Below are 19479 nucleotides of genomic sequence, written 5' to 3'. Positions count from 1 at the left end.
ACGGTCAGACAAGGAGTGAATGACACTTATGGACTTGTGGACGCTAGACACATAAGTGCCTGCCATCACAGCAAGGGGCGCAATTGTAGAGAAGGGCCGAGGGCGGCGCAAGGCAATTGGCGATTATTTGAACAACCGCCAATCCTCACCTTGTACAAAACACTGTGGGAGCGAGCTTGCTCGCGATAACGGCGTGCCAGTCGACTTTTGCGTCACTGCAACACCGTCATCGCGAGCAAGCTCGCTCCCACATTTGATAAGCGTCTGGATCAGGGCTTTTTGGCGACAGCCTTGACACTACGCTGGCGCAGCGCCTCGAACAGGCACACGCCGGTGGCCACCGAGACATTGAGACTGCTGACGCTGCCCGCCATCGGCAGCTTGACCAGGTAGTCGCAATGCTCGCGGGTCAGGCGACGCATGCCCTTGCCTTCGGCACCCATGATCAGGATCGTCGGGCCCGTCAGGTCCTGGTCATAAATACTGACCTCGGCCTCACCCGCCGTGCCGACCACCCACAGGCCGCGCTGCTGGAGTTTTTCCAGGGTGCGCGCCAGGTTGGTCACCGCTACCAACGGGATCACTTCCGCCGCGCCGCAGGCCACCTTGCGCACCACGGGCGTCAGGGTGGCCGACTTGTCCTTGGGCACGATCACCGCCAACGCACCGGCGGCATCCGCCGAACGCAGACAGGCGCCGAGGTTATGCGGATCGGTCACACCGTCCAGCACCAACAGCAGAGGGGCGCCTTCGGTGCGATCGAGCAGTTCGTCGAGCATCGCCTCGCCCCAGACCTGGCTTGGGCTTACGTCCGCCACTACACCCTGGTGAACGCCTTCGACCCACACGTCCATTTCACGCCGCTCGGCCTGGCCGATGGCAACCTTGTTCTGGGTGGCCAGTTCGACCAGCCCTTGCACACGCGGCTCGCTGCGCCCTTCCGCCAACCACACTTGCTTGACACGTTTGGGGTGGTGACGCAGCAGTGCTTCTACGGCGTGCACGCCGTAGATTTTTTCCAGACTCATGACTTGGCCTTAGGTTTGCGCGACCCGCCGCTTTTCGCGGGGGCCGACCCCGCTTTTGGCGGGCCTTTACGGTGTTTACTCGGCTTGCTCGACGGCTTTTCCGCCCCGTGGGACTTTCCCCCAGACGCCGCTTTACCACCGCTTTTGGCTTCGTTGAGCAACTGCTGCTTCAACTCGCGGCTCTTGCGCAGTTCGGCGTTTTTCGCCGCCGCGTCGCTGGGGCGGTAGGCTTCGGGAGCCTTGTCCTTGACAGACGAACGGCGACCGGCCTTGGCTGGCTCAGGCTCTGCGGTTTTTGCAGGAGCCCCCTTACCTTTACCCTTGGTCGCAGGCGCTGCGGTCTCGCTGCCACGTTTTTTACGGCCAGTCGGTGCTTCGGCGGGCTTGTCAGACATTCCGAAGTCGATCTTGCGCTCATCAAGGTCGACGCGCATGACCTGCACTTCCACGGTGTCGCCCAGACGGAAGCTGCGACCGGTACGCTCGCCCGCCAGGCGGTGATGCACAGGATCGAAATGATAGTAATCACCCGGCAAGGCGGTGACGTGCACCAAGCCCTCGACGTAGATGTCGGTCAGTTCGACAAACAAACCAAAGCCGGTCACTGCAGTGATCACGCCTGGGAACGACTCGCCCACGCGGTCTTTCATGAACTCGCACTTGAGCCAGTTCACCACGTCGCGAGTGGCTTCGTCGGCGCGGCGCTCGCTCATGGAGCACTGCTCGCCCAACTGTTCCAGGGCCGCCTCGTCGTACGGATAGATCCGTGCCTTCGGAATGGTCATGGCACCGGCGCGCTTGACGTGCGGGGTGTTCTGCTTGGAATGGATCACGCTGCGAATCGCGCGGTGCGTGAGCAGGTCGGGGTAACGGCGGATCGGCGACGTGAAGTGGGTGTACGCCTCGTAATTCAGACCAAAGTGGCCCTGGTTGTCAGCGCTGTACACCGCCTGGCTCAGGGAGCGCAGCATCACCGTCTGGATCACATGGTAATCCGGACGGTCCTTGATGCTGGCCAGCAGTGCCTGGTAGTCCTTCGGCGTCGGGCCGTCCTTGCCTTTGTGCAGGGACAGGCCGAGCTCGCCGAGGAAGGCGCGCAGTTTTTCCAGACGCTCCGGCGGCGGGCCGTCGTGCACGCGGTACAACGCAGGAATCTCGTGCTTCTTGAGGAATTCGGCGGTGGCCACGTTGGCCGCCAGCATGCACTCTTCGATCAGCTTGTGCGCATCGTTACGGGTCGTCGGGGTGATCGCGGCGATCTTGCGCTCGGAACCGAAGACAATCCGGGTTTCCTGAGTCTCGAAATCGATCGCGCCACGCACGTGACGGGCACCCAGCAACACCTTGTACAGCGAGTACAACTGCTTGAGGTGCGGCACCACGCCAGCGTATTCGGTACGCAGTGCCTTGGCTTCACTGGTCTTCGGCGTTTCCAGGATGGTGCTGACCTTGTTGTAGGTCAGGCGCGCCTGGGAATGGATCACCGCTTCGTAGAACTGGTAGTCGGTCATTTCGCCGGTTTTGGAGATGGTCATCTCGCACACCATGGCCAAACGGTCGACTTTCGGGTTCAGCGAGCAAAGGCCGTTGGACAGCTGCTCAGGCAGCATCGGAATCACGCGCTCAGGGAAATACACGGAGTTGCCGCGCACCTGGGCTTCGTTATCCAGGGCCGAGCCGATCTTCACGTAGCTGGACACGTCGGCAATCGCGACGAACAACTTCCAGCCGCCGGAGAACAGGCGCAGCTTGCCGGGCTTGGCTTCGCAGTAGACCGCATCGTCGAAGTCGCGGGCATCTTCGCCGTCGATGGTAACGAACGGCAGATGGCGCAGGTCGATGCGTTTTTCTTTATCTTTTTCTTCGACTTCCGGCTTGAGCTTGGCGGCTTCCTTGAGCACAGCCTCGGGCCAGACGTGAGGAATGTCGTAGGTGCGCAGCGCAACGTCGATTTCCATGCCCGGCGCCATGTAGTTGCCGACCACTTCAACGATATCGCCCTGTGGCTGGAAGCGCGCGGTTGGCCAATGGGTGATCTTCACCTCGACGAACTGCCCCACCTTCGCGGCGCCATTACGGCCCGGGGTAATCAGCACTTCCTGCTGAACCTTCGGGTTATCCGGCACGACAAAACCGATACCGCCTTCTTCGAAGTAACGGCCAACGATGCTTTCATGGGCACGGGACACCACTTCGACGATCACGCCTTCACGGCGGCCACGACGATCCAGGCCGGACACGCGGGCCAGGGCCCGGTCACCATCGAACACCAGGCGCATTTGCGCCGGGCTCATGAACAGGTCGTCGCTGCCGTCGTCCGGGATCAGGAAACCGAAGCCGTCACGGTGACCGGCGATGCGGCCCAGGATCAAGTCGAGCTTGTCCACCGGTGCATAGGTGCCGCGCCGGGTGTAGATCAGTTGAGCGTCGCGCTCCATGGCGCGCAGACGGCGGCGCAGGGCTTCGAGTTGGTCCTCGGTGGTCAGACCGAACTCTTCGACCAACTGCTCGCGGCTAGCAGGCGAACCCCGATCGGCGAGATGCGCCAGGATCAGTTCACGGCTAGGAATAGGGTTTTCATATTTTTCCGCTTCACGAGCGGCCTCGGGATCGAGGGACTGCCAATCGGCCATTAGAGAGTTTTCACCTTGTCTATATGCGGGTTAGTTTGGCATAGGCTTAATGAAACGGGAAATTTCAAGCATCCGATAGCGTTTCCAGGATCATTTGACCTGCCTTCGAAGCCCCCGGAAAGCACCGCTCGTGAAATTTAGCGGTTTTTTTCTCCGCAGGGGTTTACAGTTAAAAACACGCTCCGTATAGTGCGCGCCATCGACGACGCACACACGTTGCCGATACTGCCCAGATGGTGAAATTGGTAGACACGCCAGCTTCAGGTGCTGGTGACCGCAAGGTCGTGGAAGTTCGAGTCTTCTTCTGGGCACCAATTTCGAGCAGCAGGTCAATGACCTGACAGCTTAACAAAAACCCGCGAAAGCGGGTTTTTGCATTTTCGCCCCCTGGAATTGCACTGGGCAATTACTAAAACAAAAACAGGGGTTTACAGATCAAAACGCGCTCCGTATAGTGCGCCACATCAACAGCGGCAACGCTGAAGATGCTGCCCAGATGGTGAAATTGGTAGACACGCCAGCTTCAGGTGCTGGTGACCGCAAGGTCGTGGAAGTTCGAGTCTTCTTCTGGGCACCAATTCAAGCTTCAAGGTCATGGCCTTGAACCTCACAGAAACCCGCGAAAGCGGGTTTTTGCGTTTCTGGGTTCTGGAAATATATCTGAGTCACTGAAATCGCTATCGCGAGCAAGCTCGCTCCCACAGTGGATCTCAAGCGCACACAGATTTTGTGTTCACTGCAATCCCATGTGGGAACGAGCTTGCTCGCGATGGGTCCAGCCCAACCATCCAATCAGGCCCTGAACTGCCCCAAACTTGCCTTCAGTTGCGCCGCCAGGCTGTCCAGCACCTTGCCGCTGGCGGTGGTCTCGACCACGGCCTGGGCCGCTTTCTCAGCCTGGGCATGGATGGTTTCCACTCGCCCACGCACCGCTTGCGCGCCCTGGGCCTGATGGGCCGCCGCCTGGGTCGCCAGGCCGATGGCCGCATGCACCTGCTCGACGGACGCCTGCACCGACTGCTGCAACCGCGCGCTGTCACGCAGCACCAACAAGCCTTCGCTGGCCTGGCGCCCGGCCTGGCCGATGGCGGCCACCGCCTCGCGAGCCCCCTGCTGCAAGGCCACGATGTGCGCCTGGATATCGCCCGTGGAGCTCTGGGTCTTGCTCGCCAACGCCCGCACCTCATCCGCTACCACCGCAAAGCCGCGCCCGGTCTCCCCGGCCCGCGCCGCCTCGATGGCCGCGTTCAAAGCCAGCAAGTTGGTCTGCTCGGCGATGCCATGAATCACGGTCAGCACCACTTCAATCTGTTCACTCTGCTGCGCCAGCCGTTCGATGACTTTCGCCCCGGTATCGACCTGGCCGGCCAGGGCCTCGATCAAGCTGCTGACCTTGGCCGACGTGCGCGTGTTTTCATCGGTGGCCTGGCGTATCTCCACCACCTGTTGCAGGGCCGCCTGCATCGCCTGGCTTTCCGATTGAGCCTCGTCCGCCATTTGCGACAGCGCACGCAAGCTCTCAGCCACTTCATCACGCTGCATCCCGGCCGCCGCATCGGCGCCGGAGTTGCGCAAGGTCATCGCACCGATTTCCACACCGGTGCGCTGCGCCACATCGCCCGCCTCACGCACGATGGGCTGCAACTTATCCACAAAACGATTGACCGCCGAGGCCATGTCGCCGATTTCGTCCTTGCTGTTGATTTGCACGCGCTTGGTCAGGTCACCCTCGCCCGCCGCCAAGTCGTTCATGGCCGCGATCAGCAGTTTCAAGCGATTGACCACCCGACGCCCCAGCACCACGGCCAGCAACACCAGCACGCCGAAGCCCACCAGCGCCAGGCCCAGGCCGATGCGCCAGCGCAAGGTGCCCGCAGCGTCCTGCACGGTGCTGGCGGTGTTGGTCTGCATCTGCGTGGCGGTGGTTTGGGCCGACTCCAGGCGACCGCGCATGGCGGTGGCACTGTCAGCCGCCGCGCCCTTGAGGCTGTCGCCGACCAACTGATCGCTGCTGGCGATCAAGGCCGAGAAGCGTTGGTCCAGCGCCTTCAGGTCGGTTTCAACGGCCGCCGTGGAAACCCCCATCAAGACCTTGCCGATCTCGACGCCATTGGGGTTGATCGAGGCCTCGAGGTAATACACCGACGGATCGTTCTTCGCCGCGTCCAGCACCTTGTCCAACGCCCGCTCGCCCTTGCCTTTCTCCAGCAGCGCTTTGTTGATCGGGTTTTCCCGGTTCAGGTAGCGCGTCAGGTGCTCACCCGCGGCGTCGTCATAGATGACAAACAGCACGTTGGGATTGCGCTGGGCCCGACGGGCGAATTCAGAGAGAGTGGGCACGTCGTTATCCCACATGGCACGCGGAGCAACGGAAGCCAGGAGTTGCGCCATATCATTGGCGGAATCCCTCAAGTCCTTCTCCAAGGTCCCACGCAACTGCGCCTGCTCGTCCTTCAGGCGAGCAGACAAGCCGGCATTGAGCCGCTGGCGAGTATTGGCGGACAGGCTGTCCAGGCTCGACGTGACCTCTCGCCCGGCCTGCTCCAGCTCGGCGGAGAGCTTCTGACTATCCGCCCCCAACCGCGCACCCAGGTCAGCTTCCAGCGCCGTGACGGTGCTCCGGGTCAGCGCAACGGCCACCAGCACTTGCACCAAAAGGGCGATACCCAGGGTAACGAACACAGGCCGCAATAAACGACTTTGTAACAGTGAGAGAACGGCCGACACGTGAAATCCCTCTACCAAACGCCATTAATTTGATGGCACTCGGGAAAGCGGTGCCTTAATGGAGTTGCATAGCAAGTGTCGTGCCGCCCGGCCGGCAGAAATGACAAATGGCCCCAACGAGGGCCCTTTGTGTTTTACATCAAAGACTTATCAGGCAAACGGATGACGCAGAACGATGGTTTCGTTGCGGTCCGGCCCCGTCGAAATAATGTCAATCGGCGCACCGACCAACTCTTCAACGCGCTTGATGTAGTTGCGCGCTGCCACAGGCAGCTCTTCCAGGGTCTTGGCGCCGACGGTCGATTCGGTCCAGCCTGGCATCTGCTCGTACACGGGCTCCAGGCCGATGTAGCTGTCGGCATCGGTCGGTGCGTCGATGACAGCGCCGTCCTCGTTCTTGTAGCCCACGCAGATGTTGATGGTTTCCAGGCCGTCCAGCACGTCCAGCTTGGTCAGGCACAAGCCCGAGATGCTGTTGACGTCGATGGCGCGACGCAGGATGACGGCATCGAACCAGCCGCAACGACGGGCACGACCAGTGGTGGCACCGAATTCGTGGCCACGCTTGGCCAGGAAGGCACCGACGTCGTCGAACAGCTCAGTCGGGAATGGACCCGAACCGACGCGAGTGGTGTAGGCCTTGGTGATGCCCAGGATGTAGTCCAGGTACATCGGGCCGAAACCCGAACCCGTGGCGATGCCGCCGGCAGTGGTGTTGGAGCTGGTGACGTACGGGTAGGTACCGTGGTCGATGTCCAGCAACGAACCCTGGGCACCTTCGAACATGATGTCCTTGCCGGCGCGACGCAGCTCGTGCAGCTCGGCAGTGACATCGAGCATCATCGGCTTGAGCAGCTCGGCGTACTCCATGCACTCGTCCAGGGTCTTCTGGAAGTCGATGGCCGGTTCTTTGTAGTAATTGACCAGGACGAAGTTGTGGTAGTCCAGCAACTCGCCCAGCTTGGCGGCGAAACGCTCGCGGTGGAACAGGTCACCGATGCGCAGACCACGACGGGCCACCTTGTCTTCGTAGGCCGGGCCGATGCCACGACCGGTGGTGCCGATCTTCAGCTCGCCACGGGCCTTTTCACGGGCCTGGTCCAACGCCACGTGATAGGACAGGATCAGCGGGCAGGACGGGCTGATACGCAGGCGCTCGCGCACCGGTACGCCTTTTTCTTCCAGCTTGATGATTTCCCGCAGCAAGGCATCGGGCGCAACCACCACACCGTTGCCGATCAGGCACTGGACGCCTTCGCGCAGCACGCCCGACGGAATCAGGTGCAGGACGGTTTTTTCACCGTCGATCACCAAGGTGTGGCCTGCGTTGTGGCCACCCTGGTAGCGCACTACGGCGGCAGCATGTTCGGTCAGCAGATCAACGATCTTGCCTTTGCCCTCATCACCCCACTGGGTGCCCAGGACTACGACATTCTTACCCATAACACTTGTCCTCATTCGCGCAAACTTGGTGCCGGCCGCGGCCGGCGGGAAAACTCAAGAAGCCAGCGGCAATACTTGCCAAAGCCCGTTCTGCTGAATCAATTGCCGGTCGCAGTCCGCTTCACGGGCGGCGGCCAAAGGCTGCCCAGGCAAGGCCTGGACGACACGCTGACCCTCACTGCGCAACTGACAGACTGCCTGCCAGAGGGCCGCATCCGTACTGTCAGGCATCCAGATACCGCCAGACGGTAGCTCGACTTCAGCACGCCCCAGGGTCACCAGGGTTTTCAAATCGGTGGAGAAGCCAGTCGCCGGACGGGCGCGACCGAAGTCGGCACCGATGTCGTCATAACGGCCGCCCTGGGCGATGGACTGGCCCACGCCCGGCACAAACACGGCGAACACGACGCCGGTGTGATAGTGATAACCGCGCAACTCGCCCAGGTCGAAATACAGCGGCAACTCGGGGAAGCGCACCGACAGACGCTCGGCAATCGCCAGCAAATCGTCCAGCGCGGCCAACACCGGCGCCGGCGCATGGGCCAGGCGTTCACGGGCAGCGGCCAATACTTCACGCCCGCCGCACAGGTCCACCAGTGCCCGCAGCATGCCCGACAGATCGGCCGGCAGGCCCTCGGTCAGACTGATGACTTCGTCGATGGCCTTGCGCTGCAGGGCATCGAACAGTTGTTGTTCCACTTCGCCGGACAAACCGGCCGCACGGGCCAGGCCGCGATAGATACCGACATGCCCCAGGTCCATGTGGACATCAGGCACGTCAGCCAGTTGCAGCATGGCCAACATCAGGCTGATGACTTCCACGTCGCTGCTCGGGCTGGCATCGCCATACAACTCGGCGCCCAGCTGGATCGGGCTGCGCGAAGATGACAAGGCACGCGGCTGGGCATGCAGCACACTGCCGGCGTAGCACAGGCGGCTCGGGCCTTCACGGCGCAGGGTGTGGGCGTCGATGCGCGCCACTTGCGGCGTGATGTCGGCACGAAAGCCCATCTGCCGGCCCGACTGCGGGTCGATAACCTTGAAGGTGCGCAGATCCAGGTCCTGGCCCGCGCCGGTGAGCAGGGATTCCAGGTACTCGATATGCGGGGTGACGACGAACTCGTAACCCCAACTCTGGAACAGATCCAACACCTGCCGACGCGCTACTTCGATACGCGCAGCTTCCGGTGGCAGTACTTCTTCGATGCCATCTGGCAGCAGCCAGCGGTCTACCGTTGCCATTACGCCATTCCCCTATGGTCCGGGCGGCCAGCCCTCGGGCAAGCCTTGAGTGAAGCAGAAAATACTTGGCCCACGCGCAAAACACGCGCATGAGCGACGTGACGAATGGCCAGCAATCGGCCTCGCCCAGCACTTTCCTCGAAAAACCTGTCGAGTCGTTCAACCCGACGCCTGCAACCAAAACCACAATCAAACGTGCAGACGCAAAAAAGCCGGGAATTTCCCGGCTGCCGCATCATACACACGTTTTCCCAAAGGATCACCCCGCCCGACGCTTTAGCCGCCGGGCGGAGTGCCCCAGGTCAACGTCGCATCAAGGCTTGGCCTTTTCCAGGTAGCGGAAGAAGTCGCTGCTTGGGTCCAGGACCATGACGTCGGATTTGTTCGCGAAGCTTTCACGATAGGCACGCAGGCTACGGTAGAACCCGTAGAACTCCTGATCCTGACCATAGGCCTTGGAGTAGATCGCAGCGGCCTGGGCATCGCCATCACCCCGGACCTCTTCCGATTCACGATAGGCTTCGGCCAGCAGCACCCGGCGCTGGCGATCGGCGTCGGCACGGATGCCTTCGGCCAGCTCGTTACCCTTGGCGCGATGCTCGCGGGCTTCACGCTCACGCTCGGTGCTCATCCGCTCGAACACGCTGCGATTCACTTCCTTCGGCAGGTCGATGGCCTTGACCCGGACATCGACCACTTCGATACCCAGCTCTTTTTCCGCCATCGAGTTCAGCGAACGGGTGATGTCGGCCATGAGCGCATCACGCTCACCGGACACCACCTCATGCAACGTGCGCTTACCGAACTGGTCACGCAGGCCCGATTCCAGACGACGGGACAGACGCTCGTCGGCGATCTGCTTCAGGCCCGAGGTCGCGGTGTAGAAGCGCTCGGCATCCTTCACCCGCCACTTGGCGTAGGCGTCCACCATCACGGCTTTCTTTTCCAGCGTCAGGAAGCGTTGCGTCGGCGCATCCAGCGTCATCAGGCGGGCGTCGAACTTGCGCACCTTGTTGACGTACGGCACCTTCACATGCAGCCCCGGCTGGACATCAGCCTGGACCACGCGACCGAATTGCAGCAACACCGCACGCTCGGTCTGAGCAACGATGTAGAAGCAGTTCCAGGCAGCGATCGCCACGACGACACCGACAATAAGGGCGATCAGCGATTTATTGCTCATCAGCGACTCTCCCTGGTACGTGCTTGCTGTTGTTGCAGGTCCGCCGCCGCGCGGGTGCCGGCCTCATTGCTGGCCGCCGCCGAACTGGCCGGTGGCGTGCTTGTGTTGCGACCGCTCTCGACCATCTTGTCCAGCGGCAGGTACAGCAGATTGCTCTGGCCGTTCTTGTTGCCGGTCACGAGGACCTTGCTGGTATTGCTGAAGACTTCCTGCATGGTGTCCAGGTACAGACGCTCACGGGTGACTTCAGGGGCCTTGCGATACTCGGCCACCAGCTTGGTGAAGCGATCGGCCTCACCCTTGGCACGGGAGACCACTTCATCGCGATAACCGTTGGCATCCTCGATGATGCGCTGGGCCTGGCCACGAGCTTCCGGCACGACGCCGTTGGCATAGGTTTCAGCCTGGTTGCGCGAACGCTGCTCGTCTTCACGGGCACGGATCACGTCGTCGAAGGCTTCCTGGACCTCACGCGGTGCCGCTGCGCTCTGGACGTTGACCTGGGTGACGGTGATACCGGTGCGATAGGTATCGAGGAACCGTTGCAGGCGCTCCTTGATTTCGCTGGCCATCAGCTCGCGACCTTCGGTCAGCACCTGGTCCATGGCGGTGGAACCCACCACATGGCGCAAGGCACTTTCGGTCGCATGCTGCAGACTGATTTCCGGCTGGTCGACGTTCAGCACGAAGTCCTGCAGGTTGGTGATCTTGTATTGCACGGTCAGCGGCACTTCGACGATGTTCTCGTCTTCGGTCAGCATCTGGCCCTGCTTGGTGTACGCCCGCTCACGCGTGACGTTCTCCATGAACTTCTGGTCGATCGGCGGGAAATAGATATTCAGGCCCGGGCCAACCGTCTCGTAGTACTTGCCGAAGCGCAGCACCACGGCTTGCTCCTGCTCGTCCACGACATAGACCGCGCTGTACAGCCAGACAGCCGCCAGCACGACGAGACCGATGCCGAGCAGGCCAAAACCGCCGCCCTTGCCCGAACGACCGCCCCCCTCGTCACCGCGTTTTTTACCACCACCGAACAAACCGTTCAGGCTTTCCTGCAGCTTTCGGAAGGCCTCGTCGAGATCCGGCGGCCCCTTGCGGTCGCCGTTGTTACGACGCTTGCCACCCCAAGGATCCTGATTATTCGAGTTGCCACCCGGCTCATTCCAAGCCATAGCGCTCTCCATCTGATAAAGCAAAGACGCACCCACGGCGCGCCGACCAATGCTACAGAATGCCTGACACCGCTTTCTCAGGCTTTTATTGCAAAGTGTGTTGCTCGATGAATTCCATCGGTTGCAGCCCTTCACGACTGACCAGTCGGTTGAGCTCCGCCCGAGGCAGGCGAACAGCCAGCAGGCAGACGCCTTCTTCGTCGTGTTCTTCTTTTTGCACGGCCCCCAGCTCGAAAAACTGCGCACGCAGCCGGGCGAAACGTTGCGGCAACTTCAGGGTGCCGACAAACAGATCGCTGCCCAACAGCTCGGCCACGGCCTGCTTGAGCAGGTCCAGGCCGGTGCCATCACGGGCTGACAGCCAGACCCGTTGCGGCTTGCCGTCGGCATCGCGCTGGATCTGCGGCTCCACGCCTTCGAGCAAATCGAGTTTGTTGTATACCTCGAGGATCGGCAAGTCCTGGGCTCCGATCTCGCCCAGCACCACCATCACCTGCTCGATCTGCAGCATCCGGTCCGGTTCGGCGGCATCGATCACGTGCAGCAGCAGGTCGGAGTTGCTCGACTCTTCGAGCGTAGCCCGGAAAGCCTCGACCAGCTTGTGCGGCAGGTGACGGATAAAGCCCACGGTGTCGGCCAGCACGATCGGCCCGAGGTCATCCAGATCGAGCCGGCGCAGGGTCGGGTCGAGCGTGGCGAACAACTGGTCGGCGGCGTAGACGTCGGATTGGGTGACATTGTTGAACAGGGTCGATTTGCCGGCGTTGGTATAACCCACCAGTGAAACCGTCGGGATATCCGCGCGCTTGCGACCACGTCGCGACTGCTCGCGCTGGCTGCGGACCTTTTCCAGCCGCCCCTTGATCTGGCGCAGGCGAACCCGCAACAGGCGTCGGTCGGTTTCCAGCTGGGTTTCACCCGGGCCGCGCAGGCCGATACCGCCTTTCTGCCGCTCGAGGTGAGTCCAGCCGCGGACCAGCCGCGTACTCATGTGCTCAAGCTGGGCCAGTTCGACCTGGAGCTTGCCTTCATGGGTGCGGGCGCGCTGGGCGAAGATATCGAGGATCAGCCCCGTGCGGTCAATCACGCGACACTCGAAGACACGTTCGAGGTTACGTTCCTGACTGGGCGTGAGGATGTGATTGAAAATCACCAGATCGACCTGCTCGGCCTGGACCAGGTCGCGCAACTCCTCGACCTTGCCACTGCCGATCAGGAACTTGGCGGTTGGCCGATGACGCGGCACGTTGAAAAACGCGACGGTCTCGGCGCCGGCCGACAGTGCCAATTCCTGAAACTCCTGCGGATCTTCGCGCGCCTCAGGGTCCTGTCCATCCAAGTGAACGAGAATGGCCCGTTCACCACCACCGTGGCGCTCAAAGAACAAAGGAGGCTCCTATCAGGCGTTACCCGGTTCAGCGTCACCGCCTTCGGATTCGGTTGCGCTAGGCAGACGAATTGGACGAACTGGCACCACTGTCGAGATCGCGTGCTTGTAGACCATCTGGCTGACGGTGTTTTTCAGAAGGATGACGAACTGGTCGAAAGACTCGATCGTGCCTTGCAGTTTGATTCCGTTGACCAGATAGATGGACACCCCAACTTTCTCTTTACGTAAAGTGTTCAAGTAAGGGTCTTGTAGCGAATGCCCTTTTGACATGTGCCGCACTCCTTTAAGGATCAATAATAAAAATCGGAATCAGATGGCTTGGGCCGTCACACCCCCAAGGATAGACGGCAATTGCAAGGACTCAGCTCAATATGGAGATGGTCCCGAGGTATTTCAAGGCGCGTGGCAGATTGTCGCAATCGAGACTGTCGAGCCAATGCAGGTCAGTCCAGCTGCGCAGCCAGGTGAACTGGCGTTTCGCCAATTGGCGCGTGGCAATGATCCCACGCTCCCGCATCTCGGCTGACGTCAGCTTGCCGTCCAGGTAATCCCAGACTTGTCGATAACCTACCGCACGTATAGACGGCAACCCGGCATGCAGGTCACTTCGCTCACGCAGGGCTACGACCTCGTCTATGAAACCCTGTTCCAACATTAATGTGAATCTTTGTTCAATTCGCCGATGCAGCACTTGCCGGTTCGCCGGAGCGATGGCCAGATTCGCGACAGTATAGGGCAATTGTTGCAGTCCCGAAGCGGCTGCTTCAGTACTTTGCGCAGATTGTCGCTGGCGCAGGGCAGTCATGCTCTGGCCGCTGACCCGATAAACCTCCAGGGCCCGACTGAGCCGCTGCGGATCGTTGGGGTGGATTCGCGCCGCCGACTCCGGGTCGATGACCGCCAACTGCTCGTGCAGGGCTTGCCAACCCAGGCGCGCGGCCTCCTCTTCGATCTGCGCGCGCACCTCGGGATCGGCCGCTGGCATGTCCGCCAGCCCGTCGACCAAGGCCTTGTAATACAGCATCGTGCCGCCCACCAGCAGCGGGATCTTGCCCCGCGCGGTAATTTCGGCCATGGCCTGGAGGGCGTCACGCCGGAAATCGGCCGCCGAATAAGCCTCGGCCGGGTCCAGGATGTCGATCAGGCGGTGGGGAAATTCGGCCAGCAGTTCTTTTGACGGCTTGGCGGTGCCGATGTCCATGCCCCGATAGACCAGGGCCGAATCGACACTGATCAACTCGCAGGGCAGGACTTTGGTCAATTCGATGGCCAGGTCGGTCTTGCCGGCGGCGGTCGGCCCCATCAGGAAAATCGCGGGTGGCAAAGGGCTCATCAACGACCGCGCAGGAACAGTTTGTCCAGGTCGTCCAGGCCCAGTTGGGTCCAGGTCGGCCGGCCATGGTTGCATTGACCGCTGCGTTCGGTGTTTTCCATGTCCCGCAGCAGACCGTTCATTTCCGGCAGGGCCAGGCGCCGGTTGGCACGGATCGCGCCGTGACAGGCCATGGTACCGAGCAGTTCGTTCAGGTGCGCCTGGATCCGGTCGCTGGTGCCGTATTCCATCAGGTCCGCCAGCACGTCGCTGACCAGCCGATTGGCCTCGGCCTGCTTCAACAAGGCCGGGATCTGGCGGATCGCCAGGGTTTCCGGGCCCAGGCGCTGCAATTCGAAGCCCAGGCGCTGGAACCAGGCCACATGCTCTTCGGCGCAATCGGCTTCGCGCTGGCTGACGGCCAGGGACTCGGGCACCAACAACGGCTGGCCGCTCAGACCTTCGCTGGCCATGGCGATTTTCAGCCGCTCGTACATGATCCGCTCATGGGCGGCGTGCATGTCCACCAGCACCAGGCCTTGGGCATTTTCCGAGAGGATATAGATGCCTTTGAGTTGCGCCAGGGCATAGCCCAGCGGCGGGATATCGCCCTGGCCGTCAGGCAGCGCCGCCGCACCAGCTTCCGGCAAGGGCTTGAAGAACTCGCGATAGGCCGCCTGGGCCTCGGCGGCCGGCACGTTGGATTGCGGGCGCGGGGTGTATTGATACTGATAACCGCTGCCAGCACCGCTGCCGGCCGCGTTGTAGCTCGGCTGCGGCTGAGATTGCTCCAGCAGGGCATTGGCCGCCAGGCGCATCTCGCCCTGGGGCCCGAATTCGCCGGCTTCCAGTCCCGTTGGCCGGACCATGCCAGCCACTGCCGCCGGAGCCGCCAACTGATCTTCCGGACGCACATCGCCCAAGGCGCGGTGCAAGGTGCCGTAGAGGAAATCGTGGACCATGCGCCCGTCACGGAAACGTACTTCGTGCTTGGTCGGGTGTACGTTGACGTCCACCACCGCCGGATCGACCTCGAAAAACAGCACGAAGGTCGGATGCCGGCCATTGAACAGCACATCGCGATACGCCTGGCGCACCGCGTGGGCCACCAGCTTGTCGCGCACCGCCCGGCCGTTCACGTAGAAATATTGCAAGTCCGCCTGGCTGCGGGAGAACGTTGGCAAGCCGACCCACCCCCACAGGTGAAGGCCGTTGCGCTCCACCTCAATGGGCAAGGCCTGCTCCAGAAACCCCGCACCGCATACCGCGCCCACGCGCCGGGCGCGGGCGGCATCGTCGTGGGCCTCGTGCAGGCTGAGGATGGTCTTGCCGTTGTGACGCAAATGGAACGCCACGTCAAAACGCGCCAGGGCCAGGCGCTTGATGACTTCCTGCAGATGATCAAATTCAGTCTTCTCGGCCTTGAGAAACTTGCGTCGGGCCGGGGTGTTGAAGAACAAGTCGCGCACTTCCACCGAGGTGCCCACCGGATGGGCCGCGGGCTGGACGCGAGAGGCCATGTCGCGGCCTTCGGTCTCGACCTGCCAGGCCTGCTCGGCGTCGCGGGTGCGGGAGGTGAGGGTCAGGCGCGACACCGAACTGATGGACGCCAGCGCCTCGCCCCGGAAGCCCAGGCTCATGACCCGCTCGAGGTCTTCCAGGTCGCGGATCTTGCTGGTGGCATGACGCGCCAGGGCCAGCGGCAGGTCGTCAGAGGGAATCCCGCCACCGTCATCGCGCACCCGCAGCAGCTTGACGCCGCCCTGCTCGACATCCACATCGATGCGCCGGGCTCCGGAGTCGAGGCTGTTTTCCAGCAGTTCCTTGATGACCGACGCCGGACGCTCGACCACTTCACCGGCGGCGATCTGGTTCGCCAGCCGAGGGCTGAGCAGCTCGATGCGGGCGGTGTTGCCAATCACTTCGTCACTCATTGCTTGGCCGCCACTTCATTGCCCGGAATGGTCAGGGTCTGGCCAATCTTGAGCTCATCGCTCTTGAGATTGTTGGCGCTGCGCAAGGTGGCGGGCGACACCTGGTAGCGCACGGCAATCATCGCCAGGGTTTCGCCCGGGTTGACGCGGTGATCCCGTGGCCCCTGGGCGATCTTGCCGGAGTCCCGCAGCCAGGCGATGTAGGTGCCTGGCGGTGGGTTCTGCTGGAAGAACTGCCGTACGCCGCTGCTGATGGAGCGGGCCAGGGCCTGCTGATGGCTCGACGTCGACAGTTTCGAGGCTTCGTTGGCGTTGGAAATGAACCCGGTTTCCACCAGGATCGACGGGATGTCCGGCGACTTGAGCACCATGAACCCGGCCTGTTCGACCCGCTGCTTGTGCAGCGGCGTGACGCGGCCGATGTTGCTCAGGACCTTCTGGCCGACGTTCAGGCTGGAGGTCAACGAAGCCGTCATCGACAGGTCGAGCAAGACACCGGCGAGCATCCGGTCCTTGTCGTCGAGGCTGACGTTGCCGGCACCGCCGATCAGGTCGGAGCGGTTTTCGGTGTCGGCCAGCCAACGGGCGGTCTCGGACGTCGCGCCACGGTCGGACAGGGCAAACACCGAGGCCCCGAACGCCGCCGCCGAAGGTGCGGCGTCGGCGTGAATGGAGACGAACAGGTCAGCGCCTTTCTTGCGGGCGATTTCGGTACGTCCGCGCAAAGGAATGAAATAGTCGCCGGTGCGGGTCAGTTCGGCGCGGAAGCCTTTCATGCCGTTGACCTGGCGCTGCAATTCACGGGCGATGGACAGCACCACGTCTTTTTCACGTTGCCCGCGCGAGCCCGAGGCGCCCGGGTCTTCGCCACCATGTCCGGCGTCGATCACCACGATGATGTCGCGCTTGCCGGCCGGGGCCGGTGGCAATTTGAGCGCAGGCTCGGTCGGGGTCACTGGGACCGCCGGTACCGTGGCGACGTTGGGCGGGGGTGGCGGAGGCGGCGCGGCGTCGGCCGGGTTGTCGAACAGGTCCACCACCAGCCGGTTGCCGTATTGGGCGTTGGGGGCCAGGGTGAAGCTTTTCGGGGTCACGGCTTTTTTCAGGTCGATGACCACCCGCAGGTCGGTCGGCGTCCGCTGGGCCGAACGCATGGCGGTGATCGGTGTGTTGGCAGTGGCAACGTTCAGCGGCGCCCCCAGGGAGGCACCATTGATGTCGATCACCAGGCGATCCGGGGCGGTCAGGGTGAATACGCTGTGCTGCACCGGCCCCGTCAGGTCGAACACCAGCCGTGTGTTGTCCGGCGCCCGCCAGAGGCGAACGCTGTTGACCTTTGTCTCGGCCACAGCATCGACGGCCAGTGCCGTAAGCAACAGTCCTACGACAGCAACCACCGCGCGAAAGCGCATACCAAACCCCATCATCAATTAGTTTTCCAATGCCAAAGCGGCACACCACGACTCACCACGGGAGCCTTGCGGCGTCAGTTTCAGCGAACGCCCGCCGTTCTGCGCGCCAATGGTAATGGTCAGGTCGGGCTTTGGCAAAAAGCCTGCACCTTTCTGGGGCCATTCGATCAGGCACAAGGCGTCATCTTCGAAATAATCGCGGATGCCGAGGAATTCCAGCTCCTCAGGATCCACCAGTCGATACAGATCGAAATGGAAGGCGCGAATGTCGCCGATCTCATAGGGCTCGACCAGGGTGAACGTCGGGCTCTTGACTGAACCGACATGCCCGAGGCCGCGAATGATGCCACGGGACAAGGTGGTTTTCCCCGCGCCGAGGTCGCCTTCGAGAAAAATCAGGCCGTGGCCGGCGGTGATCTGCGCGATGCGGGCGCCAAATTGTGTCATGGCGTGTTCGTCCGCCACGTACAGGGTTACTTCAGACACGGTGAATGCTCCTCCAACAACTGACGAATGGCCGGGATCAGATCGGTCGCCGCCAAGCCCCGGCCCGAGCGACCGACCTGGGCACCGGCACTGGCATGCAGCCAGGCCGCCAAGCACGCGGCCTCGAAGCCTTCCATGCCCTGGGCCAGCAAAGCCCCGACCACACCGGCCAGCACATCCCCCAGACCGGCGGTGGCCATGGCCGGATGGCCCTGGCTGCAAACCGCCAGGCGATCGTCCGGGCTGGCGATCAAGCTGCCGGCGCCCTTGAGGATCACCGTGGCGCTGTATTTCTGGCTCAAGGCCTGGGCCGCCGCCGGGCGATCGGCCTGCACCTGGGCGACGGACATATTCAACAGTCGCGCCGCCTCGCCCGGGTGCGGGGTGATGACGCACTGTTCAGGCAGACGGACATCGCCGCTGCTCAGCAGGTTCAGGGCATCGGCATCCCACACTTGCGGCAGTGGCGCATTGGCCGCCGCCGACAACAGGCTGCGCCCCCAGGCAGCCTGGCCCAAGCCCGGCCCGACCACCAGCACGCTGGCCTGTTGGAGCAAGCCCATCAATTGGTTCGCCGAATGAGTGCCCTGCACCATCACTTCCGGTAAACGCATCAGCGCGGCGGATACATGCTCACTGCGGGTCGCCAGCGAAACCATGCCCGCACCGCAGCGCAAGGCGCTTTCGGCGCTCATCTGGATGGCACCGCCGAAACCCCGGTCGCCGCCAATCAACAGCACATGACCGAACTTGCCTTTGTGGGAAGTGGGCGCGCGAGGTGTCAGACGCGGCAGATTGTGGGGCAGGAGCAGTCGGGCGCAGGCCGGTGCCGCTTCAACAATATCCGGATCGGCGTGCAAATCATTGAACACCCGTTCACCGACCCGGTCAGCCGCCTCGCCAGTGAACAGCCCCAGTTTCAAGCCAATGAAGGTCACGGTCAGGTCGGCCGTCACCGCCGTGCCCAGCACCCGGCCGGTGTCGGCGCACAACCCCGAAGGGATATCCACCGCCGCGACAGGCAGGCCGCTGACGTTGATCGTATCGATGGCCTGCACATAAGGTTCGCGCACATCGCCCTTCAGGCCCGTGCCGAGCAGCGCGTCCAGCAACACGCCGCGCAACTCGGCCTCATCCGACCACGGCTCCATCGGCACGCCCACTGCCACAGCCTCGGCATGGGCATTGGCGGCGTCCCCCTGCAATCGCCGGGGCTCGCCCACTGTCAGCACCCGCACCGACCAGCCGGCGCGTCGGGCCAGGGTCGCGACCAGGTAGCCATCGCCGGCATTGTTGCCATGGCCGGCCAACACGGTCAGCTCGCGGGCGTCAGGCCAGCGTCGGACGATCGCTCGCCAGGTGGCACGGGCAGCGCGCTGCATCAATTCGAAACCGGCGGTGCCTGCCGCGATCAGTTGAGCATCGAGGGCCCGGGCCTGCGCAGCGCTGTACAGCGCGTCGGGAAAATCATCTTTAGTGTGCGGCATGCGTCTTCGGGCTCCGATGTCTGGCAGAAT

General features: G+C 62.5%; 14 protein-coding genes, 2 tRNA genes and 1 pseudogene. 2 read left to right on the top strand and 15 right to left on the bottom strand.

Annotated elements, in window-relative coordinates:
• Positions 1–269 precede the first annotated feature (269 nt).
• Together rlmB and rnr are read right to left on the bottom strand one after the other, a co-directional pair.
• The gene (rlmB, locus tag AB7M32_RS07420) at positions 270–1028 is read right to left on the bottom strand and encodes a 23S rRNA (guanosine(2251)-2'-O)-methyltransferase RlmB (RefSeq protein WP_072412054.1); all 759 of its coding nucleotides are present in this window, start codon (positions 1026–1028) and stop codon (positions 270–272) included.
• Positions 1025–3661 carry a ribonuclease R gene (gene rnr, locus AB7M32_RS07415; RefSeq protein WP_454249528.1) on the bottom strand — a complete coding sequence of 879 codons (2637 nt, stop codon included), beginning with the start codon at positions 3659–3661 and terminating at the stop codon, positions 1025–1027. The genes rlmB and rnr overlap by 4 nt, the downstream gene beginning before the upstream one ends.
• Positions 3662–3888: 227 nt before the next feature.
• Between rnr and AB7M32_RS07410 the strand changes: the two genes are divergently transcribed.
• Together AB7M32_RS07410 and AB7M32_RS07405 are read left to right on the top strand one after the other, a co-directional pair.
• Positions 3889–3975 (top strand) — tRNA-Leu (locus AB7M32_RS07410).
• A 176-nt stretch (positions 3976–4151) separates the two neighbouring features.
• Positions 4152–4238: transfer RNA gene (locus AB7M32_RS07405), tRNA-Leu, on the top strand.
• Positions 4239–4453: 215 nt separating this feature from the next.
• On the opposite strand, the gene AB7M32_RS07400 is transcribed toward AB7M32_RS07405, so the two are convergent.
• From AB7M32_RS07400 to AB7M32_RS07340, 13 genes and pseudogenes are all read right to left on the bottom strand, one after another.
• On the bottom strand, positions 4454–5158 hold the full coding sequence (locus AB7M32_RS07400; RefSeq protein ID WP_454252107.1) for a methyl-accepting chemotaxis protein: 705 nt from the start codon (positions 5156–5158) through the stop codon (positions 4454–4456).
• Between the two features lie 201 nt (positions 5159–5359).
• Positions 5360–5413, bottom strand: a pseudogene (locus tag AB7M32_RS07395) (hypothetical protein); the annotation flags it as partial.
• Positions 5414–6538: 1125 nt separating this feature from the next.
• Entirely contained in the window at positions 6539–7831 is a 1293-nt protein-coding gene (locus AB7M32_RS07390) for an adenylosuccinate synthase (RefSeq protein ID WP_072407084.1), read from the bottom strand.
• Positions 7832–7885: 54 nt separating this feature from the next.
• A complete protein-coding gene (locus AB7M32_RS07385) occupies positions 7886–9073 on the bottom strand; it encodes an ATP phosphoribosyltransferase regulatory subunit (protein WP_046065549.1) in 1188 nt (395 codons plus the stop codon).
• Positions 9074–9386: 313 nt separating this feature from the next.
• On the bottom strand, positions 9387–10256 hold the full coding sequence (hflC, locus tag AB7M32_RS07380) for a protease modulator HflC (protein WP_072407086.1): 870 nt from the start codon (positions 10254–10256) through the stop codon (positions 9387–9389).
• Positions 10256–11428, bottom strand: coding sequence for an FtsH protease activity modulator HflK (gene hflK, locus AB7M32_RS07375; protein WP_072407088.1), 1173 nt, complete (start codon positions 11426–11428; stop codon positions 10256–10258). The genes hflC and hflK overlap by 1 nt, the downstream gene beginning before the upstream one ends.
• 85 nt (positions 11429–11513) lie before the next feature.
• Positions 11514–12815: a ribosome rescue GTPase HflX gene (gene hflX, locus AB7M32_RS07370; protein WP_072407090.1), complete on the bottom strand. Its 1302-nt coding sequence runs from the start codon at positions 12813–12815 to the stop codon at positions 11514–11516.
• 12 nt (positions 12816–12827) lie between these two features.
• The gene (hfq, locus tag AB7M32_RS07365) at positions 12828–13088 is read right to left on the bottom strand and encodes an RNA chaperone Hfq (protein WP_003186419.1); all 261 of its coding nucleotides are present in this window, start codon (positions 13086–13088) and stop codon (positions 12828–12830) included.
• A 91-nt stretch (positions 13089–13179) separates the two neighbouring features.
• Positions 13180–14151: a tRNA (adenosine(37)-N6)-dimethylallyltransferase MiaA gene (gene miaA / locus AB7M32_RS07360; RefSeq protein ID WP_192261965.1), complete on the bottom strand. Its 972-nt coding sequence runs from the start codon at positions 14149–14151 to the stop codon at positions 13180–13182.
• Positions 14151–16064: a DNA mismatch repair endonuclease MutL gene (mutL, locus tag AB7M32_RS07355; protein WP_454249527.1), complete on the bottom strand. Its 1914-nt coding sequence runs from the start codon at positions 16062–16064 to the stop codon at positions 14151–14153. Before mutL ends, miaA begins: the two co-directional genes overlap by 1 nt.
• Entirely contained in the window at positions 16061–17491 is a 1431-nt protein-coding gene (locus AB7M32_RS07350) for an N-acetylmuramoyl-L-alanine amidase (RefSeq protein ID WP_072407096.1), read from the bottom strand. The genes mutL and AB7M32_RS07350 overlap by 4 nt, the downstream gene beginning before the upstream one ends.
• Before the next feature lie 3 nt (positions 17492–17494).
• Positions 17495–17962 carry a tRNA (adenosine(37)-N6)-threonylcarbamoyltransferase complex ATPase subunit type 1 TsaE gene (gene tsaE / locus AB7M32_RS07345; RefSeq protein WP_072407098.1) on the bottom strand — a complete coding sequence of 156 codons (468 nt, stop codon included), beginning with the start codon at positions 17960–17962 and terminating at the stop codon, positions 17495–17497.
• A complete protein-coding gene (locus AB7M32_RS07340; RefSeq protein WP_454249526.1) occupies positions 17950–19449 on the bottom strand; it encodes an NAD(P)H-hydrate dehydratase in 1500 nt (499 codons plus the stop codon). Before AB7M32_RS07340 ends, tsaE begins: the two co-directional genes overlap by 13 nt.
• Positions 19450–19479 lie beyond the last annotated feature (30 nt).

Source organism: Pseudomonas sp. R151218B TE3479, from assembly GCF_053629195.1.
This window is presented reverse-complemented; position numbering and strand designations above follow the sequence as displayed.

Excerpts from the sequence above, each read along its gene's own strand:
- mutL (WP_454249527.1), bottom strand. The coding sequence starts at position 16,064 with ATGAGTGACGAAGTGATTGGCAACACCGCCCGCATCGAGCTGCTCAGC.
- rnr (WP_454249528.1), bottom strand. The coding sequence starts at position 3,661 with ATGGCCGATTGGCAGTCCCTCGATCCCGAGGCCGCTCGTGAAGCGGAA.
- AB7M32_RS07390 (WP_072407084.1), bottom strand. The coding sequence starts at position 7,831 with ATGGGTAAGAATGTCGTAGTCCTGGGCACCCAGTGGGGTGATGAGGGC.
- hflK (WP_072407088.1), bottom strand. The coding sequence starts at position 11,428 with ATGGCTTGGAATGAGCCGGGTGGCAACTCGAATAATCAGGATCCTTGG.
- miaA (WP_192261965.1), bottom strand. The coding sequence starts at position 14,151 with ATGAGCCCTTTGCCACCCGCGATTTTCCTGATGGGGCCGACCGCCGCC.
- AB7M32_RS07340 (WP_454249526.1), bottom strand. The coding sequence starts at position 19,449 with ATGCCGCACACTAAAGATGATTTTCCCGACGCGCTGTACAGCGCTGCG.
- AB7M32_RS07350 (WP_072407096.1), bottom strand. The coding sequence starts at position 17,491 with ATGATGGGGTTTGGTATGCGCTTTCGCGCGGTGGTTGCTGTCGTAGGA.
- AB7M32_RS07385 (WP_046065549.1), bottom strand. The coding sequence starts at position 9,073 with ATGGCAACGGTAGACCGCTGGCTGCTGCCAGATGGCATCGAAGAAGTA.
- AB7M32_RS07400 (WP_454252107.1), bottom strand. The coding sequence starts at position 5,158 with ATGGCGGACGAGGCTCAATCGGAAAGCCAGGCGATGCAGGCGGCCCTG.
- hflC (WP_072407086.1), bottom strand. The coding sequence starts at position 10,256 with ATGAGCAATAAATCGCTGATCGCCCTTATTGTCGGTGTCGTCGTGGCG.
- rlmB (WP_072412054.1), bottom strand. The coding sequence starts at position 1,028 with ATGAGTCTGGAAAAAATCTACGGCGTGCACGCCGTAGAAGCACTGCTG.
- hfq (WP_003186419.1), bottom strand. The coding sequence starts at position 13,088 with ATGTCAAAAGGGCATTCGCTACAAGACCCTTACTTGAACACTTTACGT.